Origin of the sequence: Amycolatopsis sp. NPDC051102 (genome assembly GCF_040682815.1) — a bacterium.
GTDB lineage: Bacteria > Actinomycetota > Actinomycetes > Mycobacteriales > Pseudonocardiaceae > Amycolatopsis.
Map to the genome: position 1 here is coordinate 134,114 of NZ_JBFBBT010000013.1, position 21,182 is coordinate 155,295.

14 protein-coding genes are annotated in these 21,182 nt (G+C 70.8%); 11 read left to right on the forward strand and 3 right to left on the reverse strand.

Annotation, left to right across the window (positions count from 1 at the left end; genetic code table 11):
- Positions 1 to 10: 10 nt before the first annotated feature.
- On the reverse strand, positions 11 to 1,375 hold the full coding sequence (locus tag AB0M93_RS31355; protein WP_364279847.1) for a PHB depolymerase family esterase: 1,365 nt from the start codon (positions 1,373 to 1,375) through the stop codon (positions 11 to 13).
- A 305-nt stretch (positions 1,376 to 1,680) separates the two neighbouring features.
- Positions 1,681 to 2,424, reverse strand: a complete 744-nt coding sequence (locus tag AB0M93_RS31360) for an FCD domain-containing protein (RefSeq protein WP_364279850.1) — start codon at positions 2,422 to 2,424, stop codon at positions 1,681 to 1,683.
- Positions 2,425 to 2,732: 308 nt separating this feature from the next.
- On the opposite strand from AB0M93_RS31360, the gene AB0M93_RS31365 reads away from it, so the two are divergent.
- From AB0M93_RS31365 to AB0M93_RS31415, 11 genes are all read left to right on the forward strand, one after another.
- Positions 2,733 to 4,055, forward strand: a complete 1,323-nt coding sequence (locus tag AB0M93_RS31365; RefSeq protein ID WP_364279853.1) for an extracellular solute-binding protein — start codon at positions 2,733 to 2,735, stop codon at positions 4,053 to 4,055.
- A complete protein-coding gene (locus AB0M93_RS31370) occupies positions 4,052 to 4,924 on the forward strand; it encodes a sugar ABC transporter permease (protein ID WP_364279857.1) in 873 nt (290 codons plus the stop codon). Before AB0M93_RS31365 ends, AB0M93_RS31370 begins: the two co-directional genes overlap by 4 nt.
- Positions 4,914 to 5,834 (forward strand): carbohydrate ABC transporter permease, encoded by a 921-nt coding sequence (locus AB0M93_RS31375; RefSeq protein WP_364279860.1) that lies wholly within the window; start codon positions 4,914 to 4,916, stop codon positions 5,832 to 5,834. Before AB0M93_RS31370 ends, AB0M93_RS31375 begins: the two co-directional genes overlap by 11 nt.
- Before the next feature lie 28 nt (positions 5,835 to 5,862).
- On the forward strand, positions 5,863 to 7,776 hold the full coding sequence (locus tag AB0M93_RS31380) for a hypothetical protein (RefSeq protein ID WP_364279862.1): 1,914 nt from the start codon (positions 5,863 to 5,865) through the stop codon (positions 7,774 to 7,776).
- Positions 7,777 to 7,799: 23 nt separating this feature from the next.
- On the forward strand, positions 7,800 to 10,169 hold the full coding sequence (locus AB0M93_RS31385; protein ID WP_364279865.1) for an RICIN domain-containing protein: 2,370 nt from the start codon (positions 7,800 to 7,802) through the stop codon (positions 10,167 to 10,169).
- 23 nt (positions 10,170 to 10,192) lie between these two features.
- Positions 10,193 to 11,650, forward strand: a complete 1,458-nt coding sequence (locus AB0M93_RS31390) for an arabinofuranosidase catalytic domain-containing protein (protein ID WP_364279867.1) — start codon at positions 10,193 to 10,195, stop codon at positions 11,648 to 11,650.
- Positions 11,651 to 11,664: 14 nt separating this feature from the next.
- The gene (locus AB0M93_RS31395) at positions 11,665 to 13,638 is read left to right on the forward strand and encodes an alpha-L-fucosidase (protein WP_364279870.1); all 1,974 of its coding nucleotides are present in this window, start codon (positions 11,665 to 11,667) and stop codon (positions 13,636 to 13,638) included.
- Positions 13,639 to 13,650: 12 nt separating this feature from the next.
- On the forward strand, positions 13,651 to 14,736 hold the full coding sequence (locus AB0M93_RS31400) for a ricin-type beta-trefoil lectin domain protein (protein ID WP_364279873.1): 1,086 nt from the start codon (positions 13,651 to 13,653) through the stop codon (positions 14,734 to 14,736).
- Positions 14,737 to 14,935: 199 nt separating this feature from the next.
- On the forward strand, positions 14,936 to 16,093 hold the full coding sequence (locus AB0M93_RS31405) for a ricin-type beta-trefoil lectin domain protein (protein ID WP_364279875.1): 1,158 nt from the start codon (positions 14,936 to 14,938) through the stop codon (positions 16,091 to 16,093).
- Positions 16,094 to 16,266: 173 nt separating this feature from the next.
- A complete protein-coding gene (locus tag AB0M93_RS31410; protein ID WP_364279878.1) occupies positions 16,267 to 17,865 on the forward strand; it encodes a ricin-type beta-trefoil lectin domain protein in 1,599 nt (532 codons plus the stop codon).
- A 130-nt stretch (positions 17,866 to 17,995) separates the two neighbouring features.
- Entirely contained in the window at positions 17,996 to 18,889 is an 894-nt protein-coding gene (locus AB0M93_RS31415; protein WP_364279881.1) for a LacI family DNA-binding transcriptional regulator, read from the forward strand.
- 45 nt (positions 18,890 to 18,934) lie between these two features.
- On the opposite strand, the gene AB0M93_RS31420 is transcribed toward AB0M93_RS31415, so the two are convergent.
- Entirely contained in the window at positions 18,935 to 20,770 is a 1,836-nt protein-coding gene (locus tag AB0M93_RS31420) for an RICIN domain-containing protein (protein ID WP_364279884.1), read from the reverse strand.
- Positions 20,771 to 21,182: the final 412 nt, after the last annotated feature.

The window sequence follows — 21,182 nt, forward strand, 5'->3', positions numbered from 1 at the left end:
GGGGCGCCGCTCAGGCGGCGGCCGGGGTGGTCCACTTCTGGTTCTGGCCGCCGGAGCAGGTGCCCAGGCGCACCGCCGTGCCGTTGGCGGTCGAGCCGGCCGGGAGCTCCAGGCAGAGCCCCGACTGCGTGCCGGTCACGGTGCCGTCGGCGTTGGCGCGCCACTGCTGGTTGGCGCCGCCGTGACAGGCCCAGATGATCACCGCGGTGCCCGGGCTCGTCGCGCCGCCTTCGGCGTCCAGGCAGCGCCGCGAGTCACCGGAGTAGACGGTGAACTCCCCGGCGGTGGTGGCGGTCCACACCTGGTTGGTGCCGCCGTGGCAATCCCAGACCTGCAGCCGCGTGCCCTGGGTCGTCGACTGGCCCGGCACGTCCAGGCACCGCCCGGCGGCCACCGAGCGCACCGGACCGCCGGTGGGCGCGGGATTCCCGCCGCCGTCGAGGCCCAGGAACGAGATGGCGTAGGCGAGCATCCCGGTCTGCGGCAGGGTATGGCCGGTGCCCGCGATCGTGATGCCCTCCACGGTCGCGTGGGTGCTGGTGTCGCCGTAGCGGTTGCGCGTCCAGGACGACTGCGGGTGGTCGGTGAAGGACGGCGTCTGCGTCAGCCCGTGCAGGGCCGTCCACTGCTTGATCTCTTCGCCGTAGTTGGGATACGCCAGGGTGGTGTCGGTGTTCCCGTGCCACAGCTGCATCCGCGGGTAGGCGCCGGTGTACCCCGGGTACATCGCGTGCGCCTGGTCCGCCCACTGCTGCGCGGACTTGATGACGTTCCCGCCGGCGCACTGGCTGTTCCACAGCGAACCGTCGGTCGTAGCGAAGCACCCGGCGGGCACGCCGGAGAACGCCGAAGCGGCGGAGAAGACGTCGGGGTACTCGGCGGCCAGGACGTTCGTCATCATGGCGCCGGAAGAAAAGCCGCTGACCACGATCCGCGCCGGGTCCACGTCGTAGTGCTGGCGGGTCCAGGCGACCATCGCCATGATGCCGGTGGAGTCGCTGCCGCCGTCGCGGGTCAGCCCCGCCTTCGTGGAGACGTCGAAGCAGTGGCCGTCCCGGGTGGCTTCGGGCACGACGACGAGGTAGCCGTACCGGTCGGCCGCCGTCGCGTAGTCGTGCCCGTTGCCGTTGAAGATCGCGCTCGCCGAGCCGCTGCAGTAGTGCACCAGCACGAGCAGGGCGGGCTTGGCCGCCGGCTTGTCCGGCACGTAGAGGTACATGTTCAGGTTGGTCGGGTTGTTCCCGAAGCCGGTCACCCGGGTCAGCGCGGCGGCCGCGGCCGGGCCGGCGGTCAGCAGCGCCGTCAGGGGCAGCACCAGCAGCACCGCGAGGAGGACGCGGGCGAGGCGGCTCGTCGGCGAGGTGTTAGCGCTCACATTTCGCTGCTTTCAGGAGGACGGCGGGTACGCGGTGAAATCGTCCGGCTACCGAACCGAACGGACCCAGTCAAGATAGGAGCGACCGGCCACGGTGGTCAATGAGCAATTTTCCCACCGGCAGAAGCAATCCGGCCCGAAACTTCACGAAAGTCGTGCGTGGACAGGCAAAACACGCGGCAGAAGCGGCTGACGAACAACGCGGCCGGAAGGTGAAACTTACTCAGCTGCAACGAATCCGGCGATCCGGTCCACAATGGAATTTGCGCAGCACTGAGCCCCGGAGCCGTGCTCCGGGAACCCGCTCACTGGCCGAAGAGCCGCCGCTGGATCTCCCGCCGGTAGTCCTCCAGGGTGTTGTCGAGGTGGGTGGCGGCCGCCCGGGCCGCCGCGTCCGGGTCGCCGTCGCGGATCGCCCGGTAGATCGCGGTGTGCTCCTCGATCGCGCCCGCCGCGTGCCCGCCGATCGAGCCGGACATGCCGATGATGTTCGACTGGCGTTGCAGGCGGCGGGCTTCGCGCACGGCGGCGACGAGGAACTGGTTGTGCGACGCGGCGGCGATCCCGAGGTGGAAGTCGTCGTCGCCGCGGTCGAACAGTGACGGCTCGCTGCTCACGTGCCCGTGCCGGCAGGTCTCGGCGGCGGCCTCGATCGCGCGCAGCTCGGCCGGGGTGGCGTTGGCCGCCGCCAGCCGGCTGGCGGCCGTCTCCTGGATCCGGCGGAACTCGAAGAGCATGTAGACGTGATCGAGGTCGGCCGGGAGGAAGAAGGCACCCCAGCGGGACCCGCCGAGCATGCCCTCGTCGTCCGACACATACAGCCCACGCCCCTTGTGCGCTCGCACCCGGCCGAGCGCGGAGAGGATCTTGACGGCCTCCCGCACCACGGTCCGGCTGGTCCCCATCCGTGCCGCCAGCTCGTTCTCCGTCGGCATCCGGTCGCCGGGCCGCAGGGCCAGTTCGGCGATCAGCCGCAGGATCTGCTCGGCCACCACTTCGTAGCCGGGCCGGTACGGGACAGGCGGTGCGACTTGCTCGTCACGGGTCACTCGATGAGTATGACTTACTGCTCACCGGCTGAGCACCCTACCTCGCGGCCCCGCCGGTCGGTCAAGCCTTGCTCGCCCGGTGTGAAAGTTACATCCGGCGCGCGGCAAGCGGGGCAATGAGCAGGGCCGTCCTTGACGCCGTGCGGCCGTGCTGTTCTCATGGATCACCGGGCCGGAACCGCGAATTCCTTGGCGCAGCAGTGAAACCGTCGAAATCGCGGCTACCCAGGCCGGATCGAATGAGTCGTACTCATCCTTCACCGGAATCGCCTGCCCCTGGCGGGTGCCACGACGAAGTGGGGTAGCTGATGAAGGGCAGGAACCGGGCGGCCGTCCTCGCCGGGGCGCTCGCCATGACCGTCGCCGCGGGGTGCGGGAACGGCGGCGGCACCCCGGCCCAGAGCGGTTTCACGCCGGCGCCGCAGACCGGCGGCCCGCTGACGGTGTGGGTCGATTCCACCCGGATGGCCGCCGCCCAGCTGTACCAGAAGCAGCACCCCGACGTGAAGCTCGACATCGTCAGCTACGACGGGGACGCCAACGGCTCGAACTACCTGCAGACCAAGGTCGGCCTGTTCAACCGGACCGGCAACGGCTGGCCGGACGTGGTGTTCAGCTCGCAGAACAACGAGGTGTCCTGGGCCCGGCAGGCGGGCTTCACCGCACCACTGGACAAGGACCTGGTACCAAAGTCCACTTTGGACCAATGGGCGCCCGGCGCGAACGACCCGTGCACGGTGGACGGCTCGGTCTACTGCCTGCGCAACGACCTTTCCCAGACCGTGCTCTGGTACAACGCGACACTGCTGAAGCAGTGGGGCTACCAGGTACCCGCGACCTGGCCGGAGTACGAGGCACTGGGCCGGAAGGTCGCCACCGAGCACCCGGGGTACCTGGTGGGCGCGGCGGGTGACACCTTCACGCCGGAGATCTACCTGTGGGCGAGCAAGTGCGGCGCCAACCGGATCACCGGGGCGAAGGCCGTCACGGTGACCGCCACCGAGCCGAACTGCGCCCGCATGGCGCAGCTGCTCGACTCGCTCGTCAAGGCCGGCAGCATGTCCACCAGCAGCGTGTTCAGCTCGGACTTCGACAAGAACTCGGCGGACAAGATCCTGCTGATGCCCGGCCCGTCCTGGTACGGCGGCGCGTTGTTCCAAGGAACTTTCAAGACCCCGAAGGGCCAGATCGCCGTCGCCCCGATGCCGCAGTGGCCCGGCGATCCGGCGCCGTCGGTGGGCAACGTCGGCGGCGGGACGTGGCTGCTCTCGGCGCACAGCCACAACCTCAAGGCCGCCACGGACTTCCTGGTCTGGGTGACCACCTCGGACGACTACCAGGGCAAGCTCGCCCCGGGCTACCCGGCACACCAGGGCGCGGCCAAGACGTGGCTGGCGAACCAGGCGGCCTCCGGCTACTACGCCGGCGACATCGCCGGGCCGCTGCAGGCCGCAGCGGGTCAGGTCTGGCCCGGCTGGGGCTACGGCCAGTTCAGCCAGGAGGCGATCTGGGCGGCCACGGTCACCCCGGGCCTGACGGCGGGCAAGAGCATCGCGTCGCTGCTGCCCGCGTGGCAGGCCGCGATCGTCAACTACGCCCGGTCCAACGGGTACCAGGTCACGGAGCAATGAGCGCGCCGGTCGCCCGGCACCGGGCGGGCTACGGCTTCGTCGCCGCCTACGTCGTGCTGCTGGCCGCGTTCGGCGTCGTGCCGACGGTCTACGCGATCTCCTTCGCCGTCACCGACGCGGGCGGCCGCTTCACCGGCCTCGCGAACTTCGCGACCGCCGCCGGGGACTTCCGGTTCGCTGCCGCCGTCGCGCACGTCGCCGGGTACCTGCTGTGCTGGCTGACGACGCTGGTGGTGTTCGTGGTCGGGCTGGCCCTGCTGCTGCACCGCCTGGGCACCCGCACGACCGGCAAGGCCCTGCGGTTCCTGTACTACCTCCCGGGTGCGCTGGTCGGCGCGGCGAGCGTGCTCGTGTGGCTGTTCATGCTCGACCCCGCGGTCAGCCCGGCCGCGTTCCTGCTGCGCGCCCTGGGCTTCGAAACTTTCGGCCAGGTCGTCGCGCTCGAGCACCTGCCGGTGCTGTTCACCCTGATCGCGTTCTGGACCGGGGCGGGCGGCTGGATCGTCGTCATGTACGGCGCGCTGAACACCATCTCGCCGGACGTCATCGAGGCGGCCCGGATCGACGGCGCCGGCGCGTGGCAGACCGCGTGGCGGATCCAGATCCCGTTGCTGCGCCGGTGGATCGTCTACATGGTGATCCTCGCCTTCGCCGGGGGCACCCAGCTGTTCGTCGAGCCCCAGCTGCTGTCGCAGGCCAGTGTCGGGGTGGCCGGCCGGGACTACTCTCCCAACCAGCTGTCCTACGACTTCGCCTTCCAGAACAACGACGTCGGCACCGCCGCCGCGGTCTCGGTCGAGCTGCTGGTGGTCAGCCTGGTCGTCGCGGCCGTGTTCGTCACCAGGTCGAGGTTCTTCGATGCGGACTGACGTCGAACGGCCGCCCGTGGCGGTCCGCGTGCCGGCTCCGGCGAGGCGGCGGCGCCGGCTGCCGAACCCGGTGCCCGGTGCCGTGCTCGCCCTGTTCTTCCTGTTCTTCGTGCTCCCGGTGCTGTGGCTGGTGCTGGCCGCCACGAAGACCGACGACCAGCTCGTGCACGGCCACCCGCTGTCCGTCGGCTCGTGGCGGGCGCTGGCCGCCAACTGGGACGCGCTCACCGCGTACCAGGGCAACGCGATCTTCCGGTGGCTGGGAAACTCGGCGCTCTACTCCTTCTTCGCGCTGGTGATCACGCTGTGCGTGGCGGTCCCCGCCGGGTACGCGCTGGCCAAGACCGAGTTCCGCGGCCGGCGCGCGCTGCTCGTCACCACCCTGGTCGTCATGCTGATGCCGAACGCGACCCTCGTGGTGCCGCTGTTCCTGGAGCTCAACACAGCCCACCTGATCGGCACCATGTGGTCGATCGTGCTGCCGTACGCGTTCTACCCCTTCGGCGTCTACCTCGCCTACATCTACTTCTCCACGGCGGTGCCGGCGGAACTGCTGGACGCCGCGCGGCTGGACGGCTGCACGGAGTTCGGCGTGTTCCGCCGGGTCGCGCTGCCGCTGGCGATGCCGGTGGTCGCGCTGGTCGGCTTCTTCAGCTTCGTGGCCAACTGGACCAACTACTTCCTGCCGTACGTGATGCTGCCGGAGAGCGACGACTTCCCGGTCCAGGTCGGTCTCGGCACGCTGCTGAACGACGTCCCGCAGTTCAACCCGACGGCCGGCGGCCTGGCCATCGAGCGGCCGGTGCTGGCGCTGGCCACGCTGCTGGCGATCACCCCCGTACTCGTCGTTTTCCTGTTTTCCCAGCGTTTCCTGGTCACCGGAATGCTCGCCGGAGCCACCAAGAACTGACCCCGCACCGCGATCGGAGGACACCGGGATGGATCCCGTGATCACGGCTTCGGTGCCGCTGCTCGAACCCCCCGGCTGGGCCGTGGCCCAGCGCGGCCTGTTCGACCTGCTCGACCGCGCCTGGCGCGCGTTCGAAGGCGACTTCACCGGGCCGGACGGGCGGTTGGCCTACGGCGGCCGGCTCACCACCCGCGACGGGGTGGACGACTTCTACGAAACTTTCTTCAACTGGCCGCAGCTCTACCTGCTCGGCGGCGCCGACGACCTGCTCCCGGCGGCCGAACGGCACTGGGAGGGCGTCACCCGCCAGCTGGCCGAGCTCGGCATGCTGGAACAGGAGTACGAGCGCGGGTACGACTGGTTCCACCAGGGCGAAAGCCTGCTGCTGTTCTACTTCCTGTGCCTGGCCGCCCCCGGCCGCTGGACCGAGCGGGCGCGGCGGTTCGCCGACCTCTACGTCGACCCCGCGCACGGCAACTACGACCCGGTGCACCGGATCATCCGGCGGCCGCACAACGGCAGCGACCGGCACCGGGAGGGCCTGTTCGACGGCCGGTCCTACCCGTGGCTGCCCGAAGAGGCCCGGATGTACGGCTTCCCGCTGGACTGGGTCCTGCCGCCGGGGGCCGGCGAGCCCCCGCGCGACGAGGATCCCCGCCTGGGCGAGCAGCTGCGCCGGCGGGCGGGTGTCGGCGACACCGCCGTCAACCTGGCCGCCACCGGGCTCGTGCTGAACGCCCTGATCCTGACCGGCGAGCCGCGGTACCGGGACTGGATCGCCGAGTACGTCGGGGCGTGGTGCGCCCGCGCGAGCGCCAACGGCGGGATCGTGCCGGACAACGTCGCCCCGGACGGCACGGTCGGCGGGCTCTTCGAAGGCCGCTGGTACGGCGGCCACTACGGCTGGTCGTGGCCGCACGGCTGGTACAGCGTCGGGCAGGCCGCCACGGTGGCCGCGCTCGCCGCGACCGCGGCCACCGGCGACGAGTCCTTCCTCGACCTGGTCCGCCCGGCCCTGGACGAGGTGATCGCCCAGGGCAAGGTGATGGCGTTCACCGAAGCGGACTCCAGCCTGCAGTCCCGCTGGACCGCCCAGCTCGGCCCGGACACCGGCACGCCGACGCTGCACGTGCCCTACCGGTACGCCGACCGGGGCTGGTTCGACTACAACCCGATGCTGCTGGCCGTGCCGATGGCGCTGTGGCACCACTCCGCCACGGCCGCCGACCGGCAGCGGATCGAACGGCTGCGGGCGGCCGCCGGGCACGACTGGCGGACCGTGCGGCCGTTCCGGAGCAAGGAAGAGGCCGGGCACGAGGAGCCGTGGTTCGCCTTCCTGGCCGGCGACGACCCGACGTACCCGGAACGCATCCTGGCGGCCGCGCAGGCCCAGGTCCGCCACCGGCTGGCCCGGATGGAGCGCCACCGCGGCCAGGACGTGGCCGAGGCCGACATCCACGTGTGGCAGCAGGCCAACCCGGTGGTCACCGAGGCACTGGTGCAGCTGACCTGGGGCGGCCCGCAGGTCCTCTACAACGGCGGCCTGCAGCAGGCCCGCGTGCGCTACTACGACGCCGAGGCCGCGCGGCCCGGCCTGCCGCCCTCGGTCGCCGCGCTGGTGTCGCGGATCGACCCCGAGGCGACCGTCGTCGACCTGGTCAACCTCGATCCGCGGGCGGACCGCACGGTGATCGTGCAGGCGGGCGCGTTCGGCGAAGACACCATCCGCACGGTGCACCACACCGTCTGCGAAGACCCGTCCTGGATCGGCGGGCTCTACGACTACGGGCATTCGGAGCCCCGGGTGACGTCGGCCGAAACCCGCGTCGACGGCCCCTGGCTGACCGTGCGGCTGCCGCGCTCCACCACCGTCCGGCTCACCCTGCACCTCGGCCTGCGCACCCGCCCGCCGTCGTACCGCACCCCCTTCGACGCACCGTAACCCCGTCCCGAGAGGTACCCGCCATGCCGCCGAGCACCAGATCCGTGGTCGCCGCGATCGCCGCCGCCCTCGCGGTGTCCGCGTTCGCCGCGCCACCCGCGCACGCCGCCACCGTCACCATCGCCGTCGCCCCGAACGGCAACGACACCAACCCCGGCACCCCCGACCAGCCGGTCGCGACGCCGGCCCGGGCCCAGCAGCTGGCGCGGGCCCAATCCGCGGCCAACGACGTCGTCGTGGAGCTCGCCGGGGGCACCTACCGGCTGTCCGCGCCGCTGGCGTTGACCAGCGCCGACTCCGGGCAGAACGGCCACACCGTCACCTGGCAGGCCGCGGCCGGCCAGACGCCGATCCTGTCCGGCGGCAGCCAGGTCGGCGGGTGGGCCGTGCAGGACTCCGGCCAGAACATCTGGGTGGCGTCCGTGCCGCAGGGCGCCGACTCCCGGCAGCTCTTCGTCGACGGCGCGCTGGCTCCGCGCGCGGCGATCACGTTGTCACGCAACGACGTCCAGTTCACCACGACCGGGATGAACATCACCAACTCCGCGCTGAACTACCTCGCGACGCTGCCGCAGCAGAACCGGATCGAGGTGGAGAGCCAGAACTCGTTCACCGACCGGTACTCCCCCGTCGACCACGTCAGCGGCACCACGATCACCATGCAGCAGCCCGCCTGGAACAACAACAACTGGGGCTACGACACCCTCGCCAAGCCCTTCGGCGGCGGCCAGCTGTTCCTCGAGAACTCCTACTCCTTCCTCAAGACCACCGGCCAGTGGTACCTGGACCCGCAGGCCGGGAAGCTCTACTACAAGGCACCCGCGGGCTGGGTGCCCTCGAGCCACGACGTCGAACTGCCGCGGCTGACGTCGCTGCTGCAGATCAGCGGCAGCTACGACAACCCGGTGCGCGGAATCGCCTTCAAGGGCCTGCACTTCGAGCACACCACCTGGCTGACGCCGAGCACGTCGGTCGGCTACGCCAACCAGCAGACCGGCACGTTCCTCCCGGCCGCCGTGCCGATGCCGGGTGACTTCCTGACCTCCTGCCAGTCGGGCTGCCGCCAGTTCGAAGGCGCCCGCGGCAGCTGGGCCCAGGCCCCGGCCGCCGTCCAGGTCTCGGCCGCCACCGGGATCTCCTTCACCGACAACACCTTCACCCACCTCGGCCAGGTGGCGCTGGGCATCGGCAACGACGCGAACGCCCACGCATCGGGCATCGGTCTGGGCGCGTCGTCGATCACGGTCGACCACAACACGTTCACCGAGGACTCGGGCGGCGGGGTGATCGTCGGCGGCGTGCGCACCGACGCGCACCACCCGTCCAACGCGGCGATGACGAACCGGGACATCACCATCTCGAACAACACCGTGACCCGGGTCGCCCTGGACTACCGGGAGATGGCCGGCATCCTGTCGACCTACGCCACGCACACCGTCATCACGCACAACGAGGTCGCCAACCTCACCTACGACGGCATCGACGTCGGCTGGGGCTGGGGCGCCAACGACGCCGGCGGCAGCCAGGACTACCGCAACCGCGGCCTCTACGACTACCAGCCCGTGTACACCACGCCGACCACGCTGCGCGACACCGTCGTCAGCTACAACCGGGTGCACGGCACGAAGAAGCTGATGCACGACGGCGGCAGCATCTACAACCTTTCGGCCAACCCCGGCAGCTCGATCGACCACAACTACATCTACGACAACAACCGCACGGTCGGGCTGTACCTGGACGAAGGCTCCAGGTACGTGACGCTGTCGGCCAACGTGATCCAGGACTCCGGGGTGTGGGCGTTCACCAACGCCAACGGCAGCAACAACACCAACGACAACACCTTCAGCGGCAACTGGTACAACGGTGGCGCCACGCAGGTGGCCACCGGATCGCCGCACAACAACGTGCTGACCGGCAACGTCCAGGTGAGCGGCACGAACTGGCCGTCGGGCGCCCAGCAGGTCATCGCGGCCGCCGGCCCGGGCGGCAGCGGCCCCGGCCCGGTCGCCGGCCCGGTGCGCGCGACGGGCGCGGGCCGGTGCCTGGACGTCAGCGGCGTCAGCACCACTCCCGGCGCCACCGTCCAGATCTGGGACTGCAACGGCGGGACCAACCAGTCCTGGACCCGCTCGAGTGCCGGGGAATTGACCGTCTACAGCGGCACGCGGTGCCTCGACGCCAGCGGCCAGGGCACCACCCCGGGCACCAAGGTCGTGATCTGGAACTGCAACGGCCAGGCCAACCAGCGGTGGACGGTCAACAGCAACGGCACCATCACCGGCGTCCAGTCCGGGCTGTGCCTGGACGTCACCGGCTCCGCCACCACCAACGGCACCCCGATCCAGCTCGCCACCTGCACCGGTGCGAACAACCAGAAGTGGACCTTCGGCTGATCGCGAACCAGAGAGGTTCTGTCATGAAATCCACGCTGAGAAGGAAACTGCTGACCGCGGTGGCGGCGCTCCCGCTCGTCGCCGGCACGCTGCTCGGGCTCGGCCCGGCCGCCCAGGCCGCCGCGCAGCAGGCGTGTGACATCTACGCCGCCGGCGGCACCCCGTGCGTCACCGCGCACAGCACCACCCGGGCGCTTTTCGGCGCCTACGCCGGCCCGCTCTACCAGATCCAGCGGGCCTCCGACCAGCACTACCTGGACATCGGACTGCTCGAGGCCGGCGGAGTCGCCGACTCCGCCCCGCAGGTGTCGTTCTGCGCCGGGACCAAGTGCACGGTCACGAAGATCTACGACCAGACGGCCAACCACAACGACCTGCCGATCTCCTGGGGCGGGTTCTGGAAGGGCCCGGGCCCGAACGGGTCCGACATCGGCGCGGACGCGATGGCGCTGCCGGTCACCGTGGGCGGGCACCCCGCGTACGGGATCAAGGTCAACCAGGGTGTCGGCTACCGGGTCGACAACGCGAAGAACGTCCCGGTCGGCGCGCAGCCGGAGGGGATCTACATGATCACCTCCTCGAACTACGTCAACCAGTGGTGCTGCTTCGACTACGGCAGCGGGGAGATCTCCCACAACGACACCGGCAACGCGACCATGAACGCCATCTACTGGGGCACCGCCTGCTGGTTCAACGGCTGCACCGGCACCGGCCCGTGGGTCGAGGCCGACCTGGAGAACGGCATGTACCACACCGGCACCGGGTCGAACAAGGACCCGAACAACCCCGGGGTGCACCACCCGTTCGTCAGCGCCTGGCTGAAGAACAACGGCACCAGCAACTTCACCCTCAAGTACGGCGACGCCACCACCGGCGGCCTCACCACCCCGTACTCCGGCGGGCTGCCGCGGGGCTACTCGCCCATGAAGCTGGAGCCGTCGATCCTGCTCGGCACCGGCGGCGACAACAGCGTCTCCGGCGTCGGCGAGTTCTTCGAAGGCGCGGTGACCAGCGGCTTCCCGACCGACGCCACCGAGAACGCGGTGCAGGCCAGCCTGGCCGCCGCCGGCTACGGCGCCGGGAGCGGCCCGGTCGCCGGACCGGTGCACGCCGTCGGCGCGAACCGGTGCCTCGACGTCAGCGGCGTCAGCACCACCCCCGGCGCCACGGTCCAGATCTGGGACTGCAACGGCGGCACCAACCAGACGTGGACCCGCTCCGGCGCCGGCGAGCTGACCGTCTACGACGGCACCCGGTGCCTCGACGCCAGCGGGCGGGGGACCACCCCCGGCACCAAGGTGATCATCTGGAACTGCAACGGGCAGAACAACCAGCAGTGGACGGTCAACGCCAACGGCACCGTCACCGGCGTCCAATCCGGACTGTGCCTCGACGTCACCGGCTCCGCCACCGGCAACGGCACCCCGATCCAGCTCGCCACGTGCACCGGGGCGAACAACCAGAAGTGGACCTTCGGCTGAAAGGCTTTCCCGGCATGTCTTCGTTCGAGCTCTCGCGCCGCAAGCTGCTCGCGGTGACCGGCGTCGCCGTCACCGCCAGTGTGTTCCGCGTCCGGACCGTGTGGGCCACCGAAGGGCCATCCAGTTACAGCCCGAGCTGGTCGTCGGTCGACCAGCACCCGCCCGCGCCGGAATGGTTCCAGGACGCCAAGTTCGGCATCTACTACCACTGGGGCGTGTTCAGCGTCCCCGCGTTCGGCAACGAGTGGTACCCGCGGAACATGTACATCGGCGGGTCCAACGAGAACAACCACCACAAGGCCGTGTACGGCGATCCGTCGGCCTGGCCGTACCAGAACTTCATCAACGGCGCCCGGGACAAGGCGGGCAACTGGGTCCAGTTCGCCCCGAAGCTCAAGTCCGCGGGCGGGAACTTCGACCCGAACGAGTGGGCGCAGCTGTTCGCCGACGCCGGCGCGAAGTTCGCCGGGCCGGTCGCCGAGCACCACGACGGCTACTCGATGTGGAACAGCACCGCCAACGAGTGGAACTCGGTCCGCACCGGCCCGCAGCTCGACCTGCTGCGGCTGCACGCGGACGCGATCCGCGGCAAGGGCCTCAAGCTCGTCACGGCCCTGCACCACGCCTACCACTTCAACGGCTACTACGACCACGTGCCCAGCCAGCCGACCGAGTCGCTGCGGCGGCTGTTCGGCCAGAACGGCCGGGCCGCGGAAAACCAGCTGTGGTACGACAAGCTCCGCGAAGTCGTCGACGGCTACCAGCCCGACCTGATCTACCAGGACTTCGACCTGAACCTGGTGGACGAAAGCCAGCGGCTGAACTTCCTCTCGCACTACTACAACCAGGCCGTCGCCTGGAACAAGGACGTCGTCGCCTCCTACAAGGACGGCTTCAACACCCGCGGGGAGGTCTTCGACTTCGAACGCGGTGGTCCCGGGGACATCCTCAACCCGTACTGGCTGACCGACGACAGCATTTCCAGTTCCAGCTGGTGCTACACGGTGGGCATCGGGTACTACTCGGTCAAGGCCATGCTGCACTCGCTGATCGACCGGATCAGCAAGAACGGCAACATGCTGCTGAACATCGCCCCGATGGCCGACGGCACCATCCCCGCCGGGCAACGCACGATCCTGCTCGGCATCGGCGACCACCTGAAGCGGTTCGGCGAGTCGCTCTACGCCACCCGCGCGTGGTCGGTGTACGGCGAGGGCCCGACCAAGATGGGCGGCGGCTCGTTCACCACCCCGGTGGAGGGCACCCGGACCGACATCCGGTTCACCCGCAGCAAGGACAACACGGTGCTGTACGCGACCGTGCTGGGCTGGCCGGGCAGCACGTTCACCATCACGACCCTCGGCTCGAACCGGATCAACCTGTCGACGCTGGCGTCGGTCCAGCTGCTCGGCCCGGGCGCGGGCGCCACCACGAACCTGCCCACCCGCAGCCAGGACGGCTCGGGGCTGCACATCACGATGCCGTCGTCGAACCCGCCGTTCGACGCGCTGGCGTACGTGGTGAAGCTGACGTTCTCGGGGCCGATCCCGGCGCCGGGCACCGGTCCCCTGCCGACCGGCTGGGCGCGGATCGCCAACGTGACCACCGGGCTGGTGCTGGACGGCGGCGGGAGCGTCGCATCCGGGTCCCGGCTCAAGCAGTGGAACTGGGACGGCAGCACGAACCTGCAGTGGCAGCTGACCGACGCGGGCGGCGGCTACTACCGGCTCGTCAACCGCACCAACGGGCTGGTCGCCGACAGCGGCGGCAACTCCGCCAACGGCGCCACCTGCCTGGAGGCGACGTCGAACGGCAGCACCAACCAGCAGTGGCGGCTCACCAGCCTGGGCAACGGCCGGTACCAGATCGTCAACCGGGGCACCGGCACCGCGCTGGACGGCATGGGCAGCACAGCCGCCGGTTCGGACGCCGGTCTGTGGGCACCCAACACCAGTACCAACAACCAGTGGACGATCACCGGCGTCTGAGAGGGAGCAGCGATGACATCACGACTGCGGTGGCTCGCCGCCGCGGCGGCCCTGGTCGCCGGGGCCCTCCTGCCGGGCACGGCGGCCGCGGAGTCCAACGGCGGGGTGCGGGTCATGCCGCTGGGCGACTCGATCACCGACGGCACCCAGGTGCCCGGCGGGTACCGGATCGGGCTGTGGCAGCGCGCCACGGCCGGCGGCTACCAGGTGGACTTCGTCGGCTCCCAGTACAACGGGCCGGCGACGCTCGGCGACCACGACCACGAGGGCCACCCGGGCTGGCGCATCGACCAGATCGACGCGAACATCGTCTCCTGGCTGCGCGCCACCACCCCGCACACGGTCCTGCTGCACATCGGCACGAACGACGTCCTGCAGAACTACAACGTGAGCGGGGCGCCCGGCCGCCTGTCGGCGCTGATCGACCACATCACGGCGACGGCACCGGACGCCGAGGTCTTCGTCGCGACGATCATCCCGATCGCCAACGCCGGCCAGGAGGCCACCGCGCGGACGTTCAACGCGGCGGTGCCCGGCATCGTGCAGAGCCACCAGAACGCCGGCAAGCACGTGCACCTGGTCGACATGCACGCCGCGCTGACCGCCGCCGACCTGATCGACGGCGTCCACCCGACGGCCACCGGCTACGACAAGATGGCCGCCACGTGGTTCGCGGCGCTGCAGGCGGTCCCCGGGAGCATCGGCACCCCCGGGACGTCGCAGGCCAAGCAGGTCGTCGGCGCGCAGTCGGGCCGGTGCGCGGACGCCGGGAGCGCGGCGAACGGCACGCAGGTGCAACTGCAGGACTGCGGCGGCGGGACCGGCCAGGCGTGGACCCGGACCGGCGCGCAGCTGTCGGTCGCCGGGTCGAAGTGCCTGGACGCGTCCGGGGCGGGCACGGCGAACGGCACGGCGGTGATCGTCTGGGACTGCCACGGCGGAACCAACCAGCAGTGGACGGTCAACGCGAACGGCACGATCACCGGCGTGCAGTCCGGGCTGTGCGTGGACGCGACCGGGCAGGGCACCGCCAACGGCACCAAGCTGGTCCTGTGGACCTGCAACGGCCAGCCGAACCAGCAGTGGGCGCTGCGCTGACCCGCACGTGAAGGCAGCGCGGTCCATTGTGGACTATCGCGGCCGGGTGCGGCTCGGGTGGTCGTGAGTGGTAAGGCGAGTTAGAACTCGCTTTACCACTCACGACCGCTGCCTCTTTCGTTCCGGGCCCCGGCGTGGTTACATCGGGGTCACTCCGTCTGAGAGCGCTCCCAGGAGCCGGAACGAAGTGGAGACAGCAATGAAGCTGAGGTATGCCCTGTCCGCGGCCGCGCTGGCCGTGGCCGGGCTCGTCGCACCGGCCGTCGCGGCGGCGCCGGCCGCGCACGCCGACACCCTGATCTGCGACCAGTACGGGACGACCACCGTGGGCGGCAAGTACGTCGTCATGAACAACCGCTGGGGCAGCAGCGCGCAGCAGTGCATCAACGTCACCGGCAACGGGTTCCGGATCCAGACCCAGCAGGGCTCGACCTCCGGTGGCGCACCGCTGTCCTACCCGGCGATCTACGTCGGCTGCCACTACGGCAACTGCTCGCCGGGCACGAACCTGCCGCGCCAGCTGAGCCAGATCGGCAGCGTGCCGACCTCGATTTCCTACAACTACGTGGGCAATTCGGTCTTCGACGCCTCCTACGACATCTGGATGGACCCCACGGCCAAGACCACCGGCGTCAACCAGATGGAACTGATGATCTGGCTGAACCACACCGGCGGGGTCCAGCCGGTCGGCAGCCGCGTCGGCAGCACGTCGATCGGCGGCCGGAGCTGGGACGTCTGGCAGGGCAACAACGGCGGCAACGACGTGGTCTCCTACGTGGCCACGTCCGCGATCTCGAGCTGGTCGTTCAACATCCTGGACTTCCTGAAGGACGTCGACGCCCGCACCCGCGTCGACACCTCCTGGTACCTGACCAGCATCCAGGCCGGCTTCGAACCGTGGAGCGGCGGTGTCGGCCTCGCGGTCAACTCGTTCTCCGCCGACGTCACCGCGGGCAGCAACAACGGCGGCGGCAGCGGGCAGACCATCGTGGGCCAGGGCAGCGGCCGCTGCGTGGACATCCAGGCGAACGGCACGGCCGACGGCACCGCGATCGCCCTGTGGGACTGCAACGGCGGGAACAACCAGAAGTGGACCCGCACCGGCAGCACGTTCACCAACCCCGCCACCGGCAAGTGCCTGGACGCGAACAGCTCGACCGCCAACGGCAGCCCGGTGCGGCTGTGGGGCTGCAACGGCTCGGGCGGCCAGAACTGGCAGGTGAACGGCAACGGCACCATCAGCAACCCGCAGTCCGGGCGGTGCCTGGACGCGACCGGGCAGGGCACCGCGAACGGCACCCGTCTCCAGCTCTGGGACTGCGGCAGCCAGGCCAACCAGATCTGGTCCCTGCGCTGATCCTCCGGTGGCGCCCCGCACGCTCGCGGGGCGCCACCGCCGTGAAACTTTCAATGCTGCCAACGGCTTTGTGTTAGCGTTCACATTCCCTTGCCGCAGTCCGGCTCGCCGTCCCGAGGGGAGTTCCGTTGTCGCACGCACGCCACCTCCGTCCTTTGTGGAGGATCATCGCGGTGGTCACCGGCTTGGTCACCGCATCGCTCGTTTCCGCGGCGCCGTCGGGCGCGGCGGCGGCGCCGATCACCAAGCCGCCCATGGGGTGGAACTCCTGGAACTCCTTCGCCGGGGCGATCGACCACACCGCCATCGAGCAGCAGGCCGACGCCCTCGTCAATTCCGGCATGAAGGACGCCGGCTACGAGTACGTCAACATCGACGACGGCTGGTGGACCGGCAGCCGCGACTCGGGCGGCAACATGACCGTCGACACCACGAAGTGGCCCGGCGGGATGTCCGCCATCGCCGCCTACATCCACAGCAAGGGCCTGAAGGCGGGCATCTACACCGACGCCGGCCGCAACGGCTGCGGCTACTACTACCCGACCGGGCACCCGGCCTACCCCGGCACCGGCGCCGAAGGCCACTACGACCAGGACTTCCTGCAGTTCTCCCGCTGGGGCTTCGACTACGTGAAGGTCGACTGGTGCGGCGGCAACGCCGAAGGACTCAACGCCCGCACCGCCTACACCGCGATCAGCGACTCGATCGCCCGCGCCACCGCCCAGACCGGACGGCCGATGACGTTCTCCGTCTGCGAATGGGGCGGCAACCAGCCGTGGAACTGGGCGCCGGGCATCGCCAACCTCTGGCGGACCAGCGGCGACATCATCTACTGGGGCGAGAAGCCGTCGATGTCGCGCGTGCTGGCCAACTTCGACGCCGCGCAGCACCCGAGCGCGCAGAGTCCCGGCCACTACAACGATCCCGACATGCTCGTCGCCGGCCTGTCCGGCTTCTCCGACGCGCAGAACCGGACCCATCTGAGCCTGTGGGCGGTTTCGGGCGCTCCGCTGATCGCGGGCAACAAGCTCAGCGACATGAGCGCCGCCACCCGCGCCGCGCTGACGAACCGCGAAATGATCGCCGTCGACCAGGACGCGCTCGGGCGGCAGGGCACGAAGGTCGCCGAGGACGCCTCGGGCCTGCAGGTGTACTCGAAGGTGCTCTCCGGCACCGGCCGCCGGGCCGTCGTCCTGCTCAACCGCACCGGCTCGGCCGCGACCATCACCGCCCGGTGGTCGTCGCTCGGCCTGACGGGTGCGGCGGCCGTCCGGGACGTGTGGGCCGGCGCCGACCGCGGGAGTTTCACCGGCAGCTACGCGACGTCGGTCCCGGCCGGGGAGGCGGTCCTGCTCACGGTCACCGGCGGCGACGGCACCCCGCCCGGCGGCGGCCCGATCACCGGCAAGCAGTCCGGTCGCTGCGTGGACGCCGGGAGCGCGGCCAACGGCACCCAGGTGCTGCTGCAGGACTGCCAGAGCGGACCGAGCCAGACGTGGACGCGCACCTCGGCCCAGCAGCTGACGCTGGCCGGCGGCAAGTGCCTCGACGCGTCCGGCCGGGGCACGGCGAACGGGACCGCGGTGGTCGTCTGGGACTGCAACGGCCAGGCCAACCAGCAGTGGACGGCGAACGCGAACGGCACGCTCACGGGCGTCCAGTCCGGCCTCTGCGTGGACGCGAGCGGCCAGGGCACCGCCAACGGCACGAAGCTCGTCCTGTGGACCTGCAACGGCCAGGCGAACCAGCAGTGGACGGTGCCCGCGGTCTGAGCCACGGACACGATGATCGAATCGATTCGACGTCCTTGCGCATCTCCGGCACGTCATCTAGCTTCAGAGTTGTCGATGCGGTTCGACAATGCGGCCGGGTCGCCGTCTTCTGGGGGTAGACGAGAAAGCCATGCGCAAGCGCGGTCACCATCGGCGCACCGGGACCCGGCCCGCGACCGGGTCCCGGACCAACGTGCTGGCCCTGGTCGTCCCGCTGCGCGCCGGCGCCCACGACGTCGTCGTGCAGGAGTTCGTGACGGCGGCGATCGCCGAAGCGGGCGCCCGCGAGCACGCGCTGCTCCTGCTCACCGCCGAAGACGGCCCGGCGGCGCTGCGCCGCGCGGTGTCCTCGTCCGTCGCCGACGGGGTCGTGGTGATGGACGCCGAAGCCGCCGATCCCCGGGTGGGAGTGCTGCACGGGCTGGGCCGCCCGGCGGTGCTGATCGGCGTGCCGGACCGCCCGCGCGGGCTCGGCTGCCTGGACCTGGACTTCGCCGCCGCGGGCGCGCTGTGCCTGCGCCACCTGGCCGGCCTCGGCCATCGCCACGTGGCCCTGATCGGCTCACCGCCGTCGGTCTACCGGCGCGGCACGAGCTCGGCCACCCGGCTCGTCCGGGGCTTCACGGCGGAGGCGGCCCGCCGCGGCGTCCGGCCGACGACGCTGGCGTGGGGCAACACGCACTGGCGCACGCAGCGCGGCCTGGACGCGCTGTTCGCCCGGCACCCGGACGTCACGGGCCTGGTCGTGCACAACGAAACGGCGCTCCCGGCGATCCTGGCCGGCCTGAGCCGGCGGGGCCTGCGGGTGCCCGAAGACATCTCGCTGGTGGCGGTCTGCCCGGAGAGCCTGACCGCCCACCACCCCGTCGAGCTGACCACGGTGGCGATCCCGGCCCGCGAGATCGGCGCTTTGGCGGTGGAGACGGTCATCGGGCAGCTCGACGGCGTCACGGCACCCGGGATCCGGCTGCTCGCCCCGAAACTCGCCGCCCGCACCAGCACCGCACCCCCGCCACTCCGGTGAACGGGAACCGGGCCGCACCCGCCCGGTTCCCGTCCGCTCCCCCGGTCAGGCCGGCGACTTCCCCCACAGCCGCCAGGTCTGGTTCAGCGGGCCGCTCTGGTTCACCGGCTTGCACGTCCACTGGAGGACCGGCGCGCCCGGTGCCGCCGAAACCCCCGACACGTCCACGCACTTGCCGCTGTGCCGGGCGACGAGCTGGTAGTCACGGGGGTCGTTGCCGCCGTAGGTGACCTTCCGCAGCGTGAACTGCTGGCTGGGCGCGCCGTCGGCGCACGTCCACTGCTGGACCGCCGCGCCGTCCGCCGTCGATGCGCCGCTCACCGCCAGGCACTTGCCCGTCTGCTGGTTGACGACCGTGTACGTGCCGGCCGCGCCCGCCACCGGGCGGAAGGTCCACAGCTGCTGGTCGCCGCCCTCGCAGGAGTACTGCTGCTGCTGGTTCCCGTCCGTGGTCACCAGGTTCGTGTTGTCCAGGCACTGCTGCGAGTGCTGGGCGACGGCGACCGACTGGAAGCTGCTGTCCCCGGGCGGCAGCAGGGTGATGGTGGACGTCTCGTCCGCGTCGGGGTGCGGGACGTTCACCGTCACGGCGTTGCCGGACACGCCCACCACGGAGTTCTGCACCGTCACCGGCCCCTGGACCGCGCCGCCGCCGTTGTACGGGATGCGCTGGACGAGCACGCGGACCTGGTTGCCCTGGACGACGCCGGTGGTGGTGTCCAGCCCGCGGAGGGTGACCGCCAGGTTGCCGGTCGAGCTCCCGCCGCCGACGAGGACCTTCGCGTTGCCGGTCGCCTTCGTCGCGAAGGCGTCGTAGGCCGCAGTGGGCGCGACCGATGCGATCTGGCCGGTTTGCGAGGCGTAGAAGCGGTAGACCCACCACTCGCCCTTGGGGAGGTACTGCCCGGCGGAATTGCGGACCAGCAGGTTGGCCAGGTCGTTGTGCAGGTTCGCCCCGCTCGCCCAGTTGGCGCGCAGCCCGTCCGCGCCCGCCCGCTCCAGGCGGGCGATGTACCAGGCGCCGTCACCCGGGTTCTGCTCGTTCGTCGCGCCGTACTCGTTGATCTGGTACGGACGCGGGTGCGGGATGCCACGCGCGTCGAGCGTGGCGTTGGCGGCGGCGACGTTGGCGACCGGGTCACCCGGCAGCGAGTGCCAGCTGACGATGTCCGGGACCGCGCCGGCGGACTTGACGAAGTCGAGGTACTGCGTCCACCAGCCGCCGGCCGACGGGACGCACGCGCAGCTCGGGCCGACGATGAGCTGGCCCGGGAAGGCGGCGCGGACGCGCTGGTAGCCGCGTCGCCACATCTCGAAGTACTGCGCCTGCGGGCGGTTCCAGAAGAGCGAGATGTTGGGTTCGTTCCAGAGGTCCCACTCCACCGGCGCGCCGGCGGCGCGCACGTCGGAGATCAGCCGGGTGAGGAAGCTGTCGTAGTCCGTCCAGTCGCCGTTGTCGCCCGGGAAGCGGGAGATCGACGCGCCGTCCGCGCCCCAGAGGTCGTGCACGAGCAGCACGAACCGGCCGCCGAGGGCCTGGGTGCGCAGCAGCTGGGCGCGGGTCGCGTTCCACCGCCGGTCGTACCGCCCGGCGACCCAGCCGCCGGGGCTGTCGAGCTGCGCGCCGCCCGCGCGCATCGCCTGGAACTTGACGTCGCGGTAGAAGTGGTCCGCCGGCGCCGCGGCGTTTTCGGTCATGCCGTAGATCCAGCCGGACGCCCGGTAGGCAGGCGCGCCACCGGCGACGGAGAAGTCGACCGAGATGGCTTCGTCGGCGGCCTGGGCGGGGCCCGCCGCGGCGAGACCCCCGGCGATGGCCAGGCCGGCCACCAGGGCGGCCAGGCCGCGGCGAGGACGTCGTCGTCCGATCTTGCTGTCCACGTGCTACTCCTTCGGGGCAGGGGACCTGGGTCATCGAACCGGTTCGACCACGCAAGAAGGTACGCGCCCGTTCTCCTTACTACAAGAGAAGAACGGAGGTCGAACCGGATCCGCCCAGTCGCCTGTCCGCGCCCACGGACCCGCCGTCGGGCCGTCTCGACCCGTGACGCGGTCGAATCGGTTCGACGATTTCACCGGATTCGAAGAGTTCGAACCGGCCCTTTTCCGATCCCGGTTTCCCGGCTACAGTTCCGGGTCGCTGGGAGCGCTCCCAGCAATCTCGGATCGGCGACGACGCAAGGCGGGCCCCGCTGCGGCGGGGCGGGCTGCGGCGGGCGGATCGGCCCAGGTCCGGGCCGGAAACCCGGCCGGATCGCCGGTTGCGGATGTGGGCACCCGGGTGACCACCGAC

Coding starts and splice junctions, on each gene's coding strand:
- AB0M93_RS31365 (WP_364279853.1), top strand. CDS start 2,733: ATGAAGGGCAGGAACCGGGCGGCCGTCCTCGCCGGGGCGCTCGCCATG.
- AB0M93_RS31370 (WP_364279857.1), top strand. CDS start 4,052: ATGAGCGCGCCGGTCGCCCGGCACCGGGCGGGCTACGGCTTCGTCGCC.
- AB0M93_RS31375 (WP_364279860.1), top strand. CDS start 4,914: ATGCGGACTGACGTCGAACGGCCGCCCGTGGCGGTCCGCGTGCCGGCT.
- AB0M93_RS31380 (WP_364279862.1), top strand. CDS start 5,863: ATGGATCCCGTGATCACGGCTTCGGTGCCGCTGCTCGAACCCCCCGGC.
- AB0M93_RS31385 (WP_364279865.1), top strand. CDS start 7,800: ATGCCGCCGAGCACCAGATCCGTGGTCGCCGCGATCGCCGCCGCCCTC.
- AB0M93_RS31390 (WP_364279867.1), top strand. CDS start 10,193: ATGAAATCCACGCTGAGAAGGAAACTGCTGACCGCGGTGGCGGCGCTC.
- AB0M93_RS31395 (WP_364279870.1), top strand. CDS start 11,665: ATGTCTTCGTTCGAGCTCTCGCGCCGCAAGCTGCTCGCGGTGACCGGC.
- AB0M93_RS31400 (WP_364279873.1), top strand. CDS start 13,651: ATGACATCACGACTGCGGTGGCTCGCCGCCGCGGCGGCCCTGGTCGCC.
- AB0M93_RS31405 (WP_364279875.1), top strand. CDS start 14,936: ATGAAGCTGAGGTATGCCCTGTCCGCGGCCGCGCTGGCCGTGGCCGGG.
- AB0M93_RS31415 (WP_364279881.1), top strand. CDS start 17,996: ATGCGCAAGCGCGGTCACCATCGGCGCACCGGGACCCGGCCCGCGACC.